We start from the raw sequence: 16,022 nt of genomic DNA on the forward strand, positions 1-16,022 counted from the left end.
TCTATGACTGTGGGTTCAACTGTTATTTCCGGGCTGCGGGCCCGCCGCTGGCTGGTGCCGGCTCTGCTGACGCTGGCCGTGGCCGGCTGCCAGAACGAAACCGAAACCGTAGCGCCCACCGACACCAGCTACTACCAGCCGGAAGTCGGCCAGTTTCGGATTTATGAGGTGACCGATACGCTCTGGAACAACTATGTGCGCCAGCCGCAGCCCCGGTTTCAGTTTCGGGAGCGGGTGGAGGAGAAGTTCACCGACGCCAGCGGCCGCACGGCCTACCGCGTGGTGCGCGCCCGCCGCAACTCGCCCACCGACGCCTGGCGCGACGACAGCGTGCTGGTGGTGAGCCCCTCGGCCACCAATGTGCTGGTGACCCGCAACAACCGCCGCACCGTGGAGCTGGTGTACCCGGTGCGCACCGGCTACTACTGGAACCTGAACGCCTTCAACGAGCAGAATCCGGTGGATAAGGCCGATGCCCACTACAAGCAGGTGGAAGCGCCGTTCACAACTACCAGCGCCGCCGGCCAGACCACCACGTATCCGAAGACGGTCATGACCGGGCTGCGCGAAACTGATGCGGAAGATGGCGGCGAGTACATCAACGCCTTCTACTATTTCCGCAACCGCCAGGTGTATGCCGCTGGGGTGGGGCCGGTGTACCGGAGCCGCCGCCGCTTCATCTACTGCCCGCCCGGCAACTGCGTGCCCGACCCTACGCGGCCCTTCACCGGCTCCACCCGCACCGAAGTTCTGATAGAGTCTGGCCGCTAGCCAGGCTGGTTACCCTTCGTATTGGATGCTGACTGTACAGCCGCCGCCCCGTTATTACGGGCGGCGGCTGTTCTGTTGTAGGCCCGGTTGGCAGGAGCTGGCTTTGTCGGAGTACGAAGCCAAATTCGTATCTTCCGGCACGTCTACCAGCTGAGTTTTCCATGCAACACTCGTATTCCGCCTTGCTGGCGGGTTTATTTTTGGCGGCCGCCAGTGCCGCGCTGCCCACTGCCACTCAGGCCCAGGCCATACCGGCTTCCGGCCAGGCCAACACCGTGCGCAAACACCTGGTGTATTTCCGCGACAAAGCCGGCACGCCTTTCACCGTGAGTCAGCCGCAGGCCTACCTGTCGGCGCGGGCCGTGCAGCGCCGTACCCGCCAGAACATTGCCGTGCAGCCCCGCGACCTGCCCGTAACGCCCGCCTACGTGACGCAGCTGAAGGCCGTGCCGGGCGCCACCGTGTGGTACACCTCGCGCTGGTTCAACGCCGCGGTGGTTTCCTGCGATTCGGCCACGCTGCGCAACCTGCAGGCGCTGCCGTTTGTGCGCAGCGCCACCACGCTCACCCGCACGGCCGCCGCTGGCCCGGCCCCGGTGCGGCCCCGCAGCTTCGAGGATGCTGCCGACCCCACCCTGGACCGCACCCAGGCCAATCCGGTGTATGGCACCGCCTACAAGCAGGCCCAGATGATCGGGGCCGTGTCGCTGCACAACGCCGGCTTCCGGGGCGAGGGCATGCAGATTGCCGTGTTCGACTCCGGTTTTCCGGGCGTCAACCAGACCGCGCCGTTTGCCGCCATGCGCACGGAAAACCGCCTGGCCGACGTCTACAACTTTGTGGAGCGCAACGCGGCTGTGTACGGGCGCGACAGCCACGGCACGCACTGCCTGTCCACCATGGCCGCCAACCAGACGGGCGCTTTCGTGGGCACCGCGCCCAAGGCCACGTTCCGGCTCTACATCACGGAGAACATCATCGGCGAAAACCCCATTGAGGAAGTCAACTGGCTGCTGGCTGCCGAGCGCGCCGACTCGGCCGGGGTGGACGTTATCAGCTCCTCGCTCGGCTACAGCACCTTCGACACGCCCTACGGCAACTACACCTACGCCGACCTGAACGGGCGCACCACCATCAGCACCCGCGCCGCCACGCTGGCTGCCCGCGCCGGCATGGTGGTGGTGAACTCGGCCGGCAACGAGGGCAACAGCGCATGGCAGCGCATTCTGGCCCCCGCCGACGCCGACTCCATTCTGGCCGTGGCCGCCGTCGACTCGTTTGGCCGGCGGGTGGGCTTCAGTTCCATTGGGCCCAGCGCCGACGGCCGCATCAAGCCCAACCTGGCTGCTATGGGTTCCCAGACCGCCATTGTGAACACGGCCGGGCAGCCCACGCGGGGCAGCGGCACGTCGTATGCCTGCCCGGTGCTGGCCGGCATGGTGGCCTGCTTCTGGCAAGCCAACCCCACGCTCACAGCCCAGCAGGTCATCAGCTTTCTGCAGCGTTCGGCTTCGCAGGCCGCCGCACCCAACAACCTGCTCGGCTATGGGCTGCCCAATGCCGTGGCGGCCTACACGCTGGCCAACCCCGGCGTGCCGCTTTCTACTGGTAGTCCCAAAGCCGTGACGGGCCAACTGGTGGTATACCCGAATCCGGTGAAAGGCGAGGAGCTGAATTTGGAAGTAAGTGAGGCGCTGCGCGGCAAGCCGCTGCAGGTGCGCTTCTACGATGCCCGGGGCGCGCTGGTAGCCGAGCAGAAGCTGCCCGCCACCACCGCCGCCGTGCTACGGCTGCAGCCCGGCCCGCTGGCCAAAGGTGTGTATACCTGTGACGTAACGGCCGGCGACACCATCCGGCGCACGGTGCGGTTTGTGAAGCAATAAATAGCCAGCCATATTAGTAGCGTAAGCGAATAATTTTAGTACCTTGGAAAGGAATTCGGACGAACCGGATTCCTTTCTTTTTTTCAGGGGAAAATCTCCCACAAGCCGCAATACCATGTTGCAAATGATGATTTCGAAGCGTCTGGGGCGTCGCCAGTTCCACTTCACCGTGCAGGGAGCCAATCTGCACGAAGTCGTAACCGAGTATGAGCGGCTCAGCTTTCCGGATGTGGCCAAATGCGGCATCTGCGGTTCCGACAACCTCGACCTGACCGCCCGCGTGGCCCAGGACAAGTTCAAATACACCTCGCTCCGCTGCCTGGACTGCCGCGCCGACGTCACGTTCGGCAAGCGCCAGGAAGACGACCAGACGTATTTCCTGCGTAAAAACGAAGAAGGCAAGCTCGACTGGCGCGCCTATGACAAGAGTAACTGAGTAGTGGAGTAACTGAGTGCTGTGTGGTACTCACAGGATAGAAGAGGCGCCGGCGGCAACGTCCGGCGCCTTTTTTTGTGGAAACCGGCCGGCGGTAGAATACCAGACGGGGGCAGTTGGTCGTTTGGGTGAGCAGCCTGAAATGCCTGGCATGCCAGCGGCTAACTTTTATTGTATACTCCGCTACTCCACTACTCAGTTACTCTTTACTCTTTCTACCTTCGCGGTATGACTCAAAACCGCCGCCCGATGCCGTTGCTGGCTCCTTCTTTGCTTGCTGCCGACTTCGGCAACCTCCAGGCCGAAACTGAGCGCCTCGCCGGCAGCGCCGCCGACTGGCTGCACTGCGACGTGATGGACGGCCGCTTCGTGCCCAACATCTCCTTCGGCATTCCGGTGCTGCAGGCCATTCACCGCCACGCCAAGCAGCCGCTCGACGTGCACCTGATGATTGAGGAACCCCAGCACTACCTGAGCGCCTTCCGCGACGCCGGCGCCCACAACCTCACCGTGCACTACGAAGCCTGTACGCACCTGCACCGTGTTATTCAGCAGATCAAGCAGCTGGGTTGCAAGGCCGGCGTGGCCCTGAACCCGCACACGCCCGTGGGCGTGCTCGAAGACGTGGCCGCCGACCTGGACCTGGTGTGCATCATGTCGGTGAACCCCGGCTTTGGCGGGCAGGCCTTCATCCCGAACACGCTGCGGAAAGTAGCCGCCCTGAAAGAGCTGCTGGTGGACTGCGGCTCGTCGGCGCTGATTGAGATTGATGGCGGCGTAACCAGCGAAAACGCTTCGGCCTTGGTGGAAGCCGGCGCCGACGTGCTGGTGGCCGGCTCGTTTGTGTTCAACGCCCCCGATCCGGTGGCCACCCTGGCCGAGCTGCGCGCCCAGCTGGCCGCTACGGTCGGTGCCGAAGAAGCCCGCCGCTAGTATGCCGCACCGTTCCTCTGGCTTGCCCGGTCTGCCGCGGGCTTTGCGCGTGGCGCTACTGCTACTGAGCCCGGCGCCGCTGGCACTGCTGCCGGCCTCGGCCGTATGGGCCCAGACCACGGAGCGCATTACGCTCAGCGGCACCGTGCGCGACGCCGCCGGCCAGCCGCTGGAGCAGGTGGGCGTGGGCGTGGAAGGCCAGCCCGGCGGCACCGTTACGGACTCGAAGGGGCGTTTCTCGCTGCAGGTGCCGCGTACGGGCCGGCCGGCAGTGCTGGTGGCGCGCAGCCTGCGCTACCGCGCCCAACGCCTGCCCGTAGTGCTGAGCGAAGACCGCACCGAGCTGAGCCTGACCCTGCAGACTGATTCCCGCACGCTGGGCAACGTGACCGTGCGCGCCCGCACCGACGAGGCTGACACCCGCGAGCAGGTGAGCATGATCCGGCTCGACCCGCGCACGGCCAAGGTGCTGCCGTCGCCGTTCGGCGACTTCAACGCCATCCTCAAAACCCTGCCCGGCGTGCAATCCACCAACGAACTGACGAGTACGTACTCGGTGCGGGGCGGCAACTACGACGAAAACCTGGTCTACGTCAACGGTATTGAGATTTACCGGCCATTTCTGGTGACTACGGCGCAGCAGGAAGGCCTGAGCTTCGTGAATCCGGACCTGGTGAACAAGGTGGAATTCTCGACCGGCGGCTGGCAGCCCAAGTACGGCGACAAGCTGTCGTCGGTGCTGAGCATCGACTACAAGCAGCCCACCAAATTCGCGGCTTCGGCTACCGGCAGCCTGGTGGGCGGGGCCATGCACGTGGAGGCTACCTCGCCGGGCAAGCGCCTGAGCTACCTGGCCGGTATCCGCTACAAGAATGCCACCTACGTGCTCAGCTCGCTGAACCAGGCGCAGGGCGGCTACAATCCCACGTTCTACGACGGCCAGGCCTACCTCAACGCCAACCTGGGGCCCAAGGGCAACGAAGACCGCACCTCGCTGGGCGTGCTGGCCACCTTCGCACACAACGACTACCGCTTTACGCCCGAGTCCGGGCAGGCCACGTTCAGCACGGCTACCAACCAGGCCACGCGCCTGTTTATCGTGTACCAGGGCCGGGAGCGGATGCAGTACGATATGGCCCAGGGCGGCCTGAGCTTGAAGCACAACTTCTCGCCGCGCCTGCAGGGCGAAGTGCTGGGCGGGCTGGTGTATTCGCGCGAGCTGGAATACCGCGACGTGGAAGCCAGCTACAGCCTGGCCGACATCAACCGCGACCCGACCTCGCGCGACTTCGGGCAGGCCGTGCGCCAGCGGGCTGTGGGCAAGCGCTTCGACCACTCGCGCAACACGCTGCAGGCGGCCATTGCCACGGCCGAAGCCCGCGCCCGCTGGACGCCCGGCAGCCGCAATACCGTGCGCTTCGGGGTGAAAACCGGCCGCGAGCGAATCGAGGACGTGCTCAACGAGTACAGCTTCGCCGACTCGGCCGACTTCGTGCCCGATGCGCGCCGCACGCGCCTGGTGGCCGACCTCGACCTGCAAAGCACCCGTACCCAGGGCTACGCCCAGCATACCATCGAGCTGGACTCGCTGCGCACGCTCACGTACGGCGTGCGGGCACACTGGTGGTCGGTCAACCAGCAGCTGGTGGTGAGCCCGCGGGTGCAGTATTCGTTTATTCCGCGCAGCCGGCCCAACCACTCCTATAAGGTAGCGGCCGGGGTGTACTACCAGCCACCGTTCTACCGCGAGCTGCGCGACCAGCAGGGCAGCCGCCCCACGCCGGGCAGCCCGCTGCTGGTGGAAGCGCGTCTGAACCCCGAGTTGCGAGCCCAGCGCTCCATGCACTTCATCGTGGGTAATGAAATCCGGTTTCAGCAGTACGGCCGGCCCTTCCGGTTCACGGGCGAGGCCTATTTCAAGTACATGACCGACGTGGTGCCCTACGACGTTGACAACGTGCGGCTGCGCTACTTCGCCAAAAACCTGGCCACGGCCTACGCCGCCGGCGCTGACTTCCGGGTGGGCGGCGAATTTGTGAACGGGGCCGAATCGTGGTTTACGCTGGGCGTGCTCACCACCCGCGAAAACCTGCAGGGCGACTCGCTGAACCTGTTTGAGCCTAACCGCGTGGGGGCCGACAGCTTGGTGGGGCGGGAAGCCAAAGGCTACATCCGCCGTCCGCAGGATCAGCGCCTCAACTTCGGCATCTTCTTCCAGGACCATCTGCCCAACAACCCGTCGGTGCGGGGCTACGTGAATTCGGTGTTTGGCACCGGTCTGCCGTTCAGCCCGCCCAACAACGAGCAGGAGCGCGGCACCACCAAGCTCACCCGTGCCTACTGGCGCGTGGACCTGGGCTTTTCCAAGGTGCTGACCCTGAACACCGAGCCCGACCGGCGCCTGGGCCGCCTGGAAAGTTTGTGGCTGGGCCTGGAAGTGCTGAACGTGCTGGCCCGCAACAACGTGGCCGGCTACAGCTACGTGCAGGACCTGAACGGCCGCACCTACGCCGTGCCCAACTACCTCTCGCAGCGCCTTGTGAATCTGCGCGTCATTGCCCGGTTCTAAGCCGCTCCCTCCGCGTCAGGATAGAATATTTAGGCCCCGGGCCCGGTAGCTGCCAGCTGCCGGGCCCGTTTTTTTATCCACTATTCAGCCAGCATCGGTCCGGCTAACGAAACGCCAGCGGTGGCCCTACCACGCGCATGTCGTGGCGGGCAAAGAGGGCGGCGGCCTGGGCAGGGGTAGGTGGAACTTGGAAGGCGGCCGCGGCCCGGAAAAAGTCTTCCATGTGTCCGGCGGGCTGAAAGCCGTAGAGCAGCCGGCCCGTGTCGGTGAGCTGGGCGAAGGTATGCGGCACGTTGCGGGGCAGGAAGACAAAGTCGCCGGCCGACAGTGTGTGCTCGGCCTCGCCGACCCGGAACCGGTACGTGCCGCTCAGCACGTAGAAGGTTTCGTCCTGGTGAGGGTGCACGTGCAGGGGCGGGCCGCCGCGCTCCGCCCCGCGGTACTCAAACAAGCTGAACGCGCCGCCGGTATCCTGGGCGGCCACCTTGAGACTGTTGGCGCTGGGCCCCAACTGCGTCTGGCCGTGGGGTGGCCGCGCGGTGCCGGCCCGCACCACGAAGCCGGCCGCAAACTCCGCACTCAGCTCATAGTGCTCGGTCGGCGACAAGCCCGGCCCCACGTTCTGCAGGCCATGCTCGGCATTGACGCGGGCCAGTGCATCCGGGGAAAGGGGCGCCTGCTGTCGGCTCATGTACACAAAAAACTCTTCCAGCCGGCCCGCGGGCAGCAGCCAGTACAGCAGCTGGCCCCGGGCAGAGCGCTGCACCCAGGTGTGCGGCAGCTGGCGCGGCAGAAACACCGTGTCGCCGGCCTGCAGCAGCAGCTTCCGCTCGCCCAACTGAAACAGGTACTCGCCCTCCGCCACGTAGAATATTTCATCCTGCGCCAGGTGGCGGTGCAGCGACGGGCCGGCTGGTTCAAGCCCCGTGTAGTCGAAGAATGCCAGGGCGCCGCTGGTGTCGCGGGCAGAAAGCTTGAGGTCGTTGGGATTGATGCCGTGGAAGGGCGTCGGGATGCCGAAGCGGCTTTGTCCCGCCCGCACCACCAGGCCGGCCGGGGACGGAGCAGTTTGGGCTGCCACCGGCCAGGCCCAGTCCAGCAGGGGAAGGGCACACAAAGAAGGGAGGGCCGAAACCAGGAAATCGCGCCGTTGCATAGCTCTGAGGATTGGTGAGTATGCGAAAGGTAGCGGCGCAGGCCAGGGAGTTAGTGGTAAGAATCGGACGTTTCTGCCTGCCCAAACACGCGCTCCGGCGCCTGGCCCTCGTGCAACAGAAAGGCGTTGGGCGAGAGGCCCGTGAACTGGCGGAAGTCGCGGGCCAGGTGCTGGTAGTCGTGGTAGCCCACGGCCAGGGCTACGCTCAGCCAATCCGTCAGCGGCTGGGTATTTTTCAGACGCATGGCCTGGCCGAAGCGGGCTATGCGCGCAAACAGCTTGGGGCTGATGCCTTGCCGCTCCACAAACTGCCGGTGAAACTGCCGCCCACTCAGGCAGGCCTGCCCGGCCAGCCAGTCGAGGGAGGTCTGGCCGGGGTGGCACAGCAGGTACTCGGTGGCCTTGTGAAACGCCGGCCGGTAATCGGGCCGGGCCCGGCCGATCAGCCGGGCCAGAAACGTTTCCACCACCGGAATCATGTCGGGATAGTGGCGGGTGTTGCGCAGCTGCTCGCTCACCTGCCGGATTTCGCCGGCAAACACGGTTTCGGCGTCCAGTAAGGTGTCGTTGAGCTCGGCCAGCGGCAGGCCCGTGAGGCGGTGCAGGGCCCCGGGCTGAAACACCACCTGCAGCACCAGGAAGTCGCGCCCCACGTGCCGGCTGGTCAGGAGCGTGGGCTGCCCGGCCAGCCGGCACGCGGGGCTGGTCTGCAACGGCCCGCTGAGGCCCTGTGCCACTTGCTCCGGGTCGCGTGGGAAAAAGCTCAGGCAGTTTTCAGCCCGTGGCCAGTAGGCTTTCACCGGTAGCTGCGTCATCTCCGCCGGAAAATGGCAGCCCACTATCTGCAGTTGCCGCACGTAGTCGCGCAGGCCGGGGCTGGGCAGTCGGTAGTCGAACACGGGCGTCATCATGGCGGAGGCAGGCCGGAACGTAAGCACGGGGAACAGGCAGAAGATACGCAAACATCCGGCGCGTTGCGCGGCCTTCACATGCTTATGTGGCGGGCGTGCCGGGTGCGGGCGGTTGGGTGGGTTCCTCGTGCACGTCGCGGAAGAGCAGCATAGGCAGCAGGCGTTCCTCCTTGTCGGCGTCGAAGCCGCAGGTGGCCTGGAACTCACGCGGGTTGTGATAGGTGCCGAATAGGTAGTCCCAGAGCGGCAGGTCACCGTAGTTGTGACTGTGCTTCTGGTATTCGTGGTGGATGCGGTGCATTTCGGGCCGCTGAAACACGTAGCCGATCCACTGGGGCGTGCGCACGTTGGTGTGGTAGAAGAACTCGCCCAGCGCGGTGCAAAGTGTATATACGGCCCCCGCCGCCGGACTCAGGCCCAGCAGCGTGAACACCAGCAACCCGCCCAGAATGGAGTTGACCGTCATTTCCAGCGGGTGCTTGTAGAAGGAGGTAATCACCTCGATGCGCCGGGGGCTGTGATGAATCTGGTGAAAGTGCCGCCACAGAAAATCGACGGTATGCCGCCAGCGGTGCCACCAGTAAAACACGAACGTGGCCACCACATAGGCCAGCACGCCGCCCGCCACCGGCCCCACGTGCCGCGAAAGGTGAAACACCGAGTATTCCGACAGCCACTTTTCCCAACTCACGCCCGCCAGCAGCACCACGCCCAGTTGGGCCCCGTTTATGGCCAGCACGCGCAACGGCCACGACGAAATCCGGGGCAGCGGCCAGCCCGGAATCAGCCGTTCCAGCACGAAGCAGCCGGCAAAGGCCAGCAGAATATAGCCGAGCGTGGGCGGAAAATCCAGCTGAGGCAGGAGGGAAGAACTGTCGCAAACGGACAGCAGCGTCGTACTAAACATACAAATCTGAGCTTGGTGAAACCATGCTCAAAGGTGCCCGGGCTGGCGGCGCTTTCTCTTGATCTATATCAAGTTCGTTGTGTGTAGTTTGTAGCTAATACACGATTCACAAACTACACACAACGAACCACGCCCTACGTCCTACGCCCGGGCGCGCAGGCGGCTGAGGGTTTCGGGGGTGAGGCCGAGGTGAGAGGCAATGTGCTTGAGCGGCACGTGCTGGAAGATGGCCGGGAAGTCGCGCAGCAGCAGCTGATAGCGTTCAGCAGCAGACAGCATCCGCAGATTCAACGCCCGCTGTTCGCTGAGCACATAGTAGCGCTCCGTAAGCACGCGGCCCACAAAGTTGAACTCGGGAAACTGCCGGTACAGTTGCTGCAGCTGCTCCCACGACAACGACCACAGCACGCAGTCGGTGAGCAGCTCCACGTACTCGTGCGACGGTTGCCGCGAAAAGAAGCTCAGGATGGACACCACAAAGTCGCCGTCGCGCATAAACCACGCCGATACGTCCTTGCCTTCGTGCAGCGAGTAGCCGCGCACCACCCCGCGCTCCACAAAATACAGCCGCCCGGCTACCTGGCCCGGCTGCAGCAGTTGATGCCGCCGCGGCAGCTCCTCGCGCCGCACCAGCTGCGTCAGGGCCAGTTGCAGGCCCTCGGAAAGCGGGCAGATGGCCTGGCATACCTGCAGAAAAGGGCCCATTTACAGGGAGGTGAGGATGTGAATGGAATGGTGGGACTGAAATACTGCAACTACAGTCGGTTCAGACCGCCAAGAAACGAAGAAAGCAGGCTCGCGGCCTGCTTTCTTCTAAATTCACCTGTCACCTCACTGCCTAATACGCTTTGCCCTGCCACTCAATGAGGGCGGTGCGCATGGTGGGGAGCTGGGATTTGAAGGCTACATCGTCTTTGTCGCCCATCTTGATGGCCTTGCGGCCGTACACGATGGCCGTGTCGTAATCGAGCTTGGACGCCAGCAGGCGCGCCTTGATCCAGTTGTTGGTGTACACGTCGCGCAGCCGGATAGACTCGTTGATGAAATACAGGGCCCGTTCGGCCTGCAGGTTGTTTTGCACCAGATAGTCGGCCGCCTGGGCCAGCAGCTGCCAGTCGCCGGGGCGCTGGGCCACGGCCTTTTCGATGCCGGCCACCACCTTGGCCTGCACATTCGTGTCAATGTAGAGGCTGACGGTTTTCTTTTCCCAGCTCAGGTTGAGGTGGGCCGAGCCGGGCTTCACGTCGGAAAACCAGTAAAGCAGCGTTTCGTGGAAGGCCGAAACTTCGGGTACCACCGGCACGCGCAGCACGTCGTCCTTCGGGTCGTAGCCCTCGGCGCCCCAATGCGTGGTCACGCGGTTGAACACCATGTCCCAGTCTTGGTCGGAGCGGGGGAAGACGTAGAACGAGTACTTGCCGGCCGGCAGGGTTTTGCCGTTCACTCGCACGGTATCGGCGAAGGTGATGACCGTGTTTTCGTTGGCGCCCGCCCGCCAGATTTGGCCGTAGGGCACCAGGCCTTCCCAGATAACGCGGTTACGGACGCTGGGAGCATGGTAGTCCAGGTTCACTTCCGACAGGCCGATGGTGTGCGAGAGCAGCACATGGGGGCTGGCCTGCGGCAAGGGCAGCAGCGAGGCCGGCGGCATAGCCGGGGCAGGTCCGGTCTGGGCCAGGGCGCCGGAAATAGCCCCCACGCTCAGCAGCAGGCCGCAGATACCGGGAACGACAAGTTGAACGAAAGAACGACGCATAGGATAGCAACAGATGGCAGGAGGGAAGCGGGCCGGGAACTAGGCTGATGTAGGAGCAGCAGAAACAATGATGCCAATAATCAGTTTAAGGCAAACGGGAGGGCAAAGGTCCGGGTTCTACAGAATTTTTGCCGGATTTAATTTCGTTCTGACCGATTCCCGTGTACTTTTGCCCCGCAACTCTGCTTCTATGCCTGCATCTGCCGCGCTTTTCTTCTGCACCAACAGCCCCGGGGCTGCGTCCGCTACGAGCGGCGCCCTGGTTGGGCTGCGCGCGGCGCATCATCATCTGCACGGCCACCATTCCTCTTTTTAGAGGAATGATACACGCATATTGTCCCGTTGGGCGAACCGCCTCAGGTTCCCCGGCCCCCGGAAGTGGTGGCCCCGGCACCCTATTGCCGCCTGCCAGCCCTTTCGCACCTCCCCAGTCACTCTTCCCGAATTACAGTTAAGCCTTGGCCACTCGGTCAATTCTTACTTGCTAATTCTTAATTACTAATTCCCCACGATATGCTCCGTCTGGCCATCCAGAAATCGGGCCGCTTAAGCGAAGACTCCCAGAACCTGATTCGGGAGTGCGGCATCAGCTTCCTTGCGGCTTCCAGCAAGCTCAAAACCGAAGCCACCAACTTCCCCCTCGAAATCCTCTACCTGCGCGACGACGATATTCCCGGCTACGTGCAGGACGGCGTGGCCGACCTGGGCATCGTGGGCCAGAACGTGCTGGTGGAAGCCGGCTTCCCCAACCTGGAAGTGGAAGGCCTAGGCTTCAGCAAGTGCCGCCTGAGCCTGGCCGTGCCCCGCGCCGCCACCTACGACTCCATTGAGGATTTGCAGGGCGTGAACATTGCTACCTCGTACCCGCGCATCCTGGGCGACTACCTCACGGAGCGCGGCGTGAAGGCCAATCTGCACACCATCAGCGGCTCGGTGGAAATTGCCCCCAGCATCGGGCTGGCCGAGGCCATCTGTGATATTGTGAGCAGTGGCTCCACGCTGCTGGGCAACGGCCTGCGTGAGGTGGAAACTGTGTTCCGCTCCGAGGCCGTGCTCATTGCCAACCAGAACCTGAGCGCCGAGAAAAAGGAGCTGCTCGAGCAGCTGCAGTTCCGGATGCAGGCCGTGCGCCGCGCCCGTCGCAACAAGTACATCATCCTCAACGCCCCCGTGGCGGCCCTGGATGCGGTAAAGCAGCTGCTGCCCGGCATCAAGTCGCCCACCGTTACGCCGCTGGCCGAGGAAGGCTGGGTATCGGTGCAGTCGGTGGTAAACGAGGACGACTTCTGGCACATCACCAGCCAGCTCAAAGCCGTCGGCGCCGAAGGGATTCTGGTTCTCCCGATTGAGAAAATGATTAGTTGAATGGCTTAATGGCTGAATTGTTAAATGGTTGAATTGTGCCAGGACTTCCTGAACGACCAACCATTTAACCATACAACAATTCATCAATTCAACCTCATGAACATCTTCCAATATCCATCCCAGCCGGAGTGGGCGGCGCTGCAGCAGCGGGCGGCCCAGCAGCAGGCCCAGGACGTGGAGCAGCGCGTGCAGCAGATTTTCGAGGACGTACGCCAGCGCGGCGATGCAGCCCTGCTCGACTACGCCCGGCAGTTCGACGGGGCCGACCTCTCTAGTGGTCTGCGCGTGGGGCCCGAGGAACTGGCAGCCGCCGCGGCCCAGGTGCCGGCGGAGTTGCAAACGGCTATCCGGCAGGCGCACGCCAACATTCTGCGGTTCCACAAAGCGCAAATCCCGCAGGAGGAGCGCGTGGAAACCATGCCGGGTGTTACGTGCTGGCGGCGGGCGGTGCCCGTGCAGCGCGTGGGCCTCTACATTCCGGGCGGATCGGCTCCGCTGTTCAGCACGTTGCTGATGCTGGGCGTACCGGCCAAGCTGGCCGGCTGCCCCGAAATCGTGCTCTGCACCCCGCCCCAGAAGGACGGGTCGGTGAACCCCATCATCCTGTTCACGGCCCAGTTGCTGGGTATTAGCACCATCGTGAAAGCCGGCGGTGCCCAGGCCGTGGCCGCGCTGAGCGGCGGTACGGATTCGGTGCCGGCCGTGGACAAGATATTCGGCCCCGGCAACCGCTACGTGACGGCCGCCAAGCAGCTGGCCACCCGCTACGGCGTGGCCATTGATATGCCGGCTGGCCCATCTGAAGTGCTGGTTATTGCCGATGAATCCGCCACGCCGGCCTTTGTGGCCGCCGACCTGCTCAGCCAGGCCGAGCACGGCCCCGACTCGCAGGTGATTCTGCTGTCGGACTCCCTGTCGATGCTGGAGCAGACCAAAGCTGAGGTGGAGCGCCAGCTGCGCGAGCTGCCCCGGGCCGAGGTGGCCGCCCAGGCTCTTACCGAAAGTCGCGCCATTCTGCTGCGCACGCCGGAGGAAATGCTGTACTTCTCGAACCAGTACGCGCCCGAGCACCTGATTCTGGCCGTAAAAAATCCGGAACAGCTGGCCGAAGGCGTGACCAACGCCGGTTCCGTGTTCCTGGGCCACCTCACCCCAGAAGCCGTGGGCGACTACGCCTCGGGCACCAACCACACGCTGCCCACCAACGGCTACGCCCGCAACTACAGCGGCGTGTCGCTTGATTCGTTTCTGAAGAAAATTACCTTCCAGCGCCTCACCTCCGAAGGCCTGCTGAACGTGGGCCCCGTGGTAGAAACCATGGCCGAAGCCGAAGGCCTCCGCGCCCACGCCCGCGCCGTCACCCTCCGTCTGGAAGCCCTGGCCGGCGGGGAGGAATAAGTATAGGATTAACAGTAGAACGTCATGCTTGATCTAGCGTCCGCTTGTCGAAGCATCTCGCTTGCCGAAGCCAAAACGACAACCGCTCTATAGCCCAGGGTTTGAACCCTGGGCTACTGAACTGCCGCCGGCCGTTCTACAAAATCCGTGAAATCCGAATAATCCGTTTAAATCCGTGATTCATGTTCAACCTCGATAGCCTCGTACGCCCCAACCTGCGGGATATGAAGCCCTACTCGTCGGCCCGCGACGAATTTCAGGGCGAGGCCCAGGTCATGCTCGACGCCAACGAGAACAGCCTCGGCAGCGCCGGCCCCGACCAGTTCAACCGCTACCCCGACCCGCTGCAGCGCGCCGTGAAGCAGGAGCTGGCCCAACTCAAAGCCGTACGTCCCGAGCAGATTTTCCTCGGCAACGGCTCCGATGAAGCCATCGACCTGCTGGTGCGCCTCACCTGCGTCCCCGGCCACGACAGCCTGCTCATCCTGCCGCCCACTTACGGCATGTACGAGGTGGCCGCCAACCTGAATGATGTGCGCGTGGAGCGCCTGCAGCTGACGCCCGACTTCCAGCTCTCGCCCGAAATCGTGGCCGGTGTGCTGGCTTCGGATGCCAAAATTGTGTGGCTCTGCTCGCCCAACAACCCCACCGGCAACCTGCTTCACGCCGAAGCCATCGAGGAAATTCTGCGCGGTTTCCGCGGGCTGGTGGTGGTAGATGAGGCCTACGCCGATTTCGCCGCCGCCCCCAGCTGGACCACCCGTCTGGCTGAATTTCCTAACCTAGTGGTGCTGCAAACCTTCTCGAAGGCTTGGGGTCTGGCCGGTCTGCGCCTGGGCATGGCCTTCGCCTCGCCGGAAATTATCGGCTACCTCAACAAAATCAAGCCGCCCTACAACGTGTCGGAAGCTACGCAGCGTTTCGCCCTGCAGGCCCTGCGCGACGCCGACCGGTTCGAGGCGCTACGCCAGCAGCTGCTGGTAGGCCGCGACTGGCTGGCCGAGCGCCTGCCCGCGCTGCCCATCGTGGCGGAGGTTTTCCCCTCGGATGCCAACTTCCTCCTGGTGCGTTTCCGTCCCGATGCCACGGCCGTGTACGATTTCCTGGTCGCCCGGGGCATTATCGTGCGCAACCGCACCACCCAGCCCGGCTGTGTCGGCACGCTCCGCCTCACCGTAGGCACCCCCGCCGAGAACGAGCTGCTGCTCCAGGCCCTGCGGGAGTTTGCGGGGTAGTATATATAAGGAGTAAAGCAGTTTCACGGTTCGTACTCCCGAGCACTTTCGCCACTCCTTCCGAATTACTGACAATGAAAACAGCTTCGCCAGTTCGGTTCAAGGATCAGAACAAAATTCTTCGACACTTTCAGCAGTGCATTTCGGTGTGCTGTCCTAAGTGTGAAAAGAAGGCGGAGGTTTCCACGGACTTCACATCATACCACAGCCACCTTTATTGCCCGAGCTGCTTTTATCAGTCGGACAAGCCATTGGTGTGTTTTGATATGGTGGTGAAGGAGTATTGCAAACGGTGCAACTTCAGGATTGTGGTGGAAACGCCAGAGGTCAGGCACAAGAAGGAAGCCATCAAAGTCCGGTGCCCCGATTGCGGCTGTGAGGAATCATACAAGCCGACGTACATCGAACACGTAGGCTATTCTTACAACTTTGATGGCGTCGATCCTTTTTTTCAACTGCCGCTCTGGTATCAGGCTCCCTTCAAAGACGAACTGCTTTGGGCCTATGGTCCGGAGCACTTGCTTTATCTGGAGGAGTACATTGGAGCTAAGCTGCGGGAACGGAATCAACCGCGTTACACGACGATGGTGGAGCGGCTGCCGCAGTTTATCAAATCCGCCAAAAACCGGGATGCGCTGCTGAAACTGCTGGAACGCATGAAGCTGAAGTAATCATCAGCTGACTTACATTTTGTACTGCTAA

Annotated in this window: 14 protein-coding genes; 9 read left to right on the forward strand and 5 right to left on the reverse strand. The window is 63.3% G+C overall.

Going from position 1 to position 16,022, the window contains the following annotated elements:
• Window positions 1-3 precede the first annotated feature (3 nt).
• The 5 genes from O9Z63_RS07210 (at window position 4) to O9Z63_RS07230 (ending at window position 6,592) form a co-directional block, all read left to right on the forward strand.
• Window positions 4-771, forward strand: coding sequence for a hypothetical protein (locus O9Z63_RS07210; protein ID WP_270128627.1), 768 nt, complete (start codon window positions 4-6; stop codon window positions 769-771).
• A gap of 161 nt (window positions 772-932) precedes the next feature.
• The gene (locus O9Z63_RS07215; RefSeq protein ID WP_270128628.1) at window positions 933-2,654 is read left to right on the forward strand and encodes a S8 family peptidase; all 1,722 of its coding nucleotides are present in this window, start codon (window positions 933-935) and stop codon (window positions 2,652-2,654) included.
• Between the two features lie 124 nt (window positions 2,655-2,778).
• Window positions 2,779-3,090: a hypothetical protein gene (locus O9Z63_RS07220; RefSeq protein ID WP_269561091.1), complete on the forward strand. Its 312-nt coding sequence runs from the start codon at window positions 2,779-2,781 to the stop codon at window positions 3,088-3,090.
• 228 nt (window positions 3,091-3,318) lie between these two features.
• The gene (gene rpe, locus O9Z63_RS07225) at window positions 3,319-4,023 is read left to right on the forward strand and encodes a ribulose-phosphate 3-epimerase (protein WP_270128629.1); all 705 of its coding nucleotides are present in this window, start codon (window positions 3,319-3,321) and stop codon (window positions 4,021-4,023) included.
• 1 nt (window position 4,024) lies between these two features.
• Window positions 4,025-6,592 carry a TonB-dependent receptor gene (locus O9Z63_RS07230; RefSeq protein WP_270128630.1) on the forward strand — a complete coding sequence of 856 codons (2,568 nt, stop codon included), beginning with the start codon at window positions 4,025-4,027 and terminating at the stop codon, window positions 6,590-6,592.
• 103 nt (window positions 6,593-6,695) lie between these two features.
• Here O9Z63_RS07230 and O9Z63_RS07235 read toward each other — a convergent pair whose 3' ends face one another.
• From O9Z63_RS07235 to O9Z63_RS07255, 5 genes are all read right to left on the reverse strand, one after another.
• The gene (locus tag O9Z63_RS07235; protein WP_270128631.1) at window positions 6,696-7,709 is read right to left on the reverse strand and encodes a cupin domain-containing protein; all 1,014 of its coding nucleotides are present in this window, start codon (window positions 7,707-7,709) and stop codon (window positions 6,696-6,698) included.
• An 89-nt stretch (window positions 7,710-7,798) separates the two neighbouring features.
• Window positions 7,799-8,710, reverse strand: a complete 912-nt coding sequence (locus O9Z63_RS07240; RefSeq protein ID WP_270128632.1) for an AraC family transcriptional regulator — start codon at window positions 8,708-8,710, stop codon at window positions 7,799-7,801.
• Between the two features lie 31 nt (window positions 8,711-8,741).
• Entirely contained in the window at window positions 8,742-9,566 is an 825-nt protein-coding gene (locus O9Z63_RS07245; RefSeq protein WP_270128633.1) for a sterol desaturase family protein, read from the reverse strand.
• 141 nt (window positions 9,567-9,707) lie between these two features.
• Window positions 9,708-10,271, reverse strand: coding sequence for a Crp/Fnr family transcriptional regulator (locus O9Z63_RS07250; protein WP_270128634.1), 564 nt, complete (start codon window positions 10,269-10,271; stop codon window positions 9,708-9,710).
• A 133-nt stretch (window positions 10,272-10,404) separates the two neighbouring features.
• Window positions 10,405-11,322, reverse strand: coding sequence for a DUF2911 domain-containing protein (locus O9Z63_RS07255; protein WP_270128635.1), 918 nt, complete (start codon window positions 11,320-11,322; stop codon window positions 10,405-10,407).
• A gap of 513 nt (window positions 11,323-11,835) precedes the next feature.
• On the opposite strand from O9Z63_RS07255, the gene hisG reads away from it, so the two are divergent.
• From hisG to O9Z63_RS07275, 4 genes are all read left to right on the forward strand, one after another.
• Complete coding sequence (gene hisG, locus O9Z63_RS07260) at window positions 11,836-12,687, forward strand: ATP phosphoribosyltransferase (protein WP_270128636.1); 852 nt, start codon at window positions 11,836-11,838, stop codon at window positions 12,685-12,687.
• Between the two features lie 96 nt (window positions 12,688-12,783).
• Window positions 12,784-14,085, forward strand: a complete 1,302-nt coding sequence (gene hisD, locus O9Z63_RS07265; RefSeq protein ID WP_270128637.1) for a histidinol dehydrogenase — start codon at window positions 12,784-12,786, stop codon at window positions 14,083-14,085.
• Window positions 14,086-14,267: 182 nt separating this feature from the next.
• Window positions 14,268-15,320: a histidinol-phosphate transaminase gene (gene hisC, locus O9Z63_RS07270; RefSeq protein WP_270128638.1), complete on the forward strand. Its 1,053-nt coding sequence runs from the start codon at window positions 14,268-14,270 to the stop codon at window positions 15,318-15,320.
• Between the two features lie 74 nt (window positions 15,321-15,394).
• Window positions 15,395-15,991, forward strand: coding sequence for a hypothetical protein (locus O9Z63_RS07275; protein ID WP_270128639.1), 597 nt, complete (start codon window positions 15,395-15,397; stop codon window positions 15,989-15,991).
• Window positions 15,992-16,022 lie beyond the last annotated feature (31 nt).

It is taken from the genome of Hymenobacter yonginensis, from assembly GCF_027625995.1.
Classification (GTDB): Bacteria; Bacteroidota; Bacteroidia; order Cytophagales; family Hymenobacteraceae; genus Hymenobacter; species Hymenobacter yonginensis.

Excerpts from the sequence above, each read along its gene's own strand:
- O9Z63_RS07210 (WP_270128627.1), top strand. The coding sequence starts at position 4 with ATGACTGTGGGTTCAACTGTTATTTCCGGGCTGCGGGCCCGCCGCTGG.
- O9Z63_RS07215 (WP_270128628.1), top strand. The coding sequence starts at position 933 with ATGCAACACTCGTATTCCGCCTTGCTGGCGGGTTTATTTTTGGCGGCC.
- O9Z63_RS07220 (WP_269561091.1), top strand. The coding sequence starts at position 2,779 with ATGATGATTTCGAAGCGTCTGGGGCGTCGCCAGTTCCACTTCACCGTG.
- rpe (WP_270128629.1), top strand. The coding sequence starts at position 3,319 with ATGACTCAAAACCGCCGCCCGATGCCGTTGCTGGCTCCTTCTTTGCTT.
- O9Z63_RS07230 (WP_270128630.1), top strand. The coding sequence starts at position 4,025 with ATGCCGCACCGTTCCTCTGGCTTGCCCGGTCTGCCGCGGGCTTTGCGC.
- O9Z63_RS07245 (WP_270128633.1), bottom strand. The coding sequence starts at position 9,566 with ATGTTTAGTACGACGCTGCTGTCCGTTTGCGACAGTTCTTCCCTCCTG.
- O9Z63_RS07250 (WP_270128634.1), bottom strand. The coding sequence starts at position 10,271 with ATGGGCCCTTTTCTGCAGGTATGCCAGGCCATCTGCCCGCTTTCCGAG.
- O9Z63_RS07255 (WP_270128635.1), bottom strand. The coding sequence starts at position 11,322 with ATGCGTCGTTCTTTCGTTCAACTTGTCGTTCCCGGTATCTGCGGCCTG.
- hisG (WP_270128636.1), top strand. The coding sequence starts at position 11,836 with ATGCTCCGTCTGGCCATCCAGAAATCGGGCCGCTTAAGCGAAGACTCC.
- hisD (WP_270128637.1), top strand. The coding sequence starts at position 12,784 with ATGAACATCTTCCAATATCCATCCCAGCCGGAGTGGGCGGCGCTGCAG.
- hisC (WP_270128638.1), top strand. The coding sequence starts at position 14,268 with ATGTTCAACCTCGATAGCCTCGTACGCCCCAACCTGCGGGATATGAAG.
- O9Z63_RS07275 (WP_270128639.1), top strand. The coding sequence starts at position 15,395 with ATGAAAACAGCTTCGCCAGTTCGGTTCAAGGATCAGAACAAAATTCTT.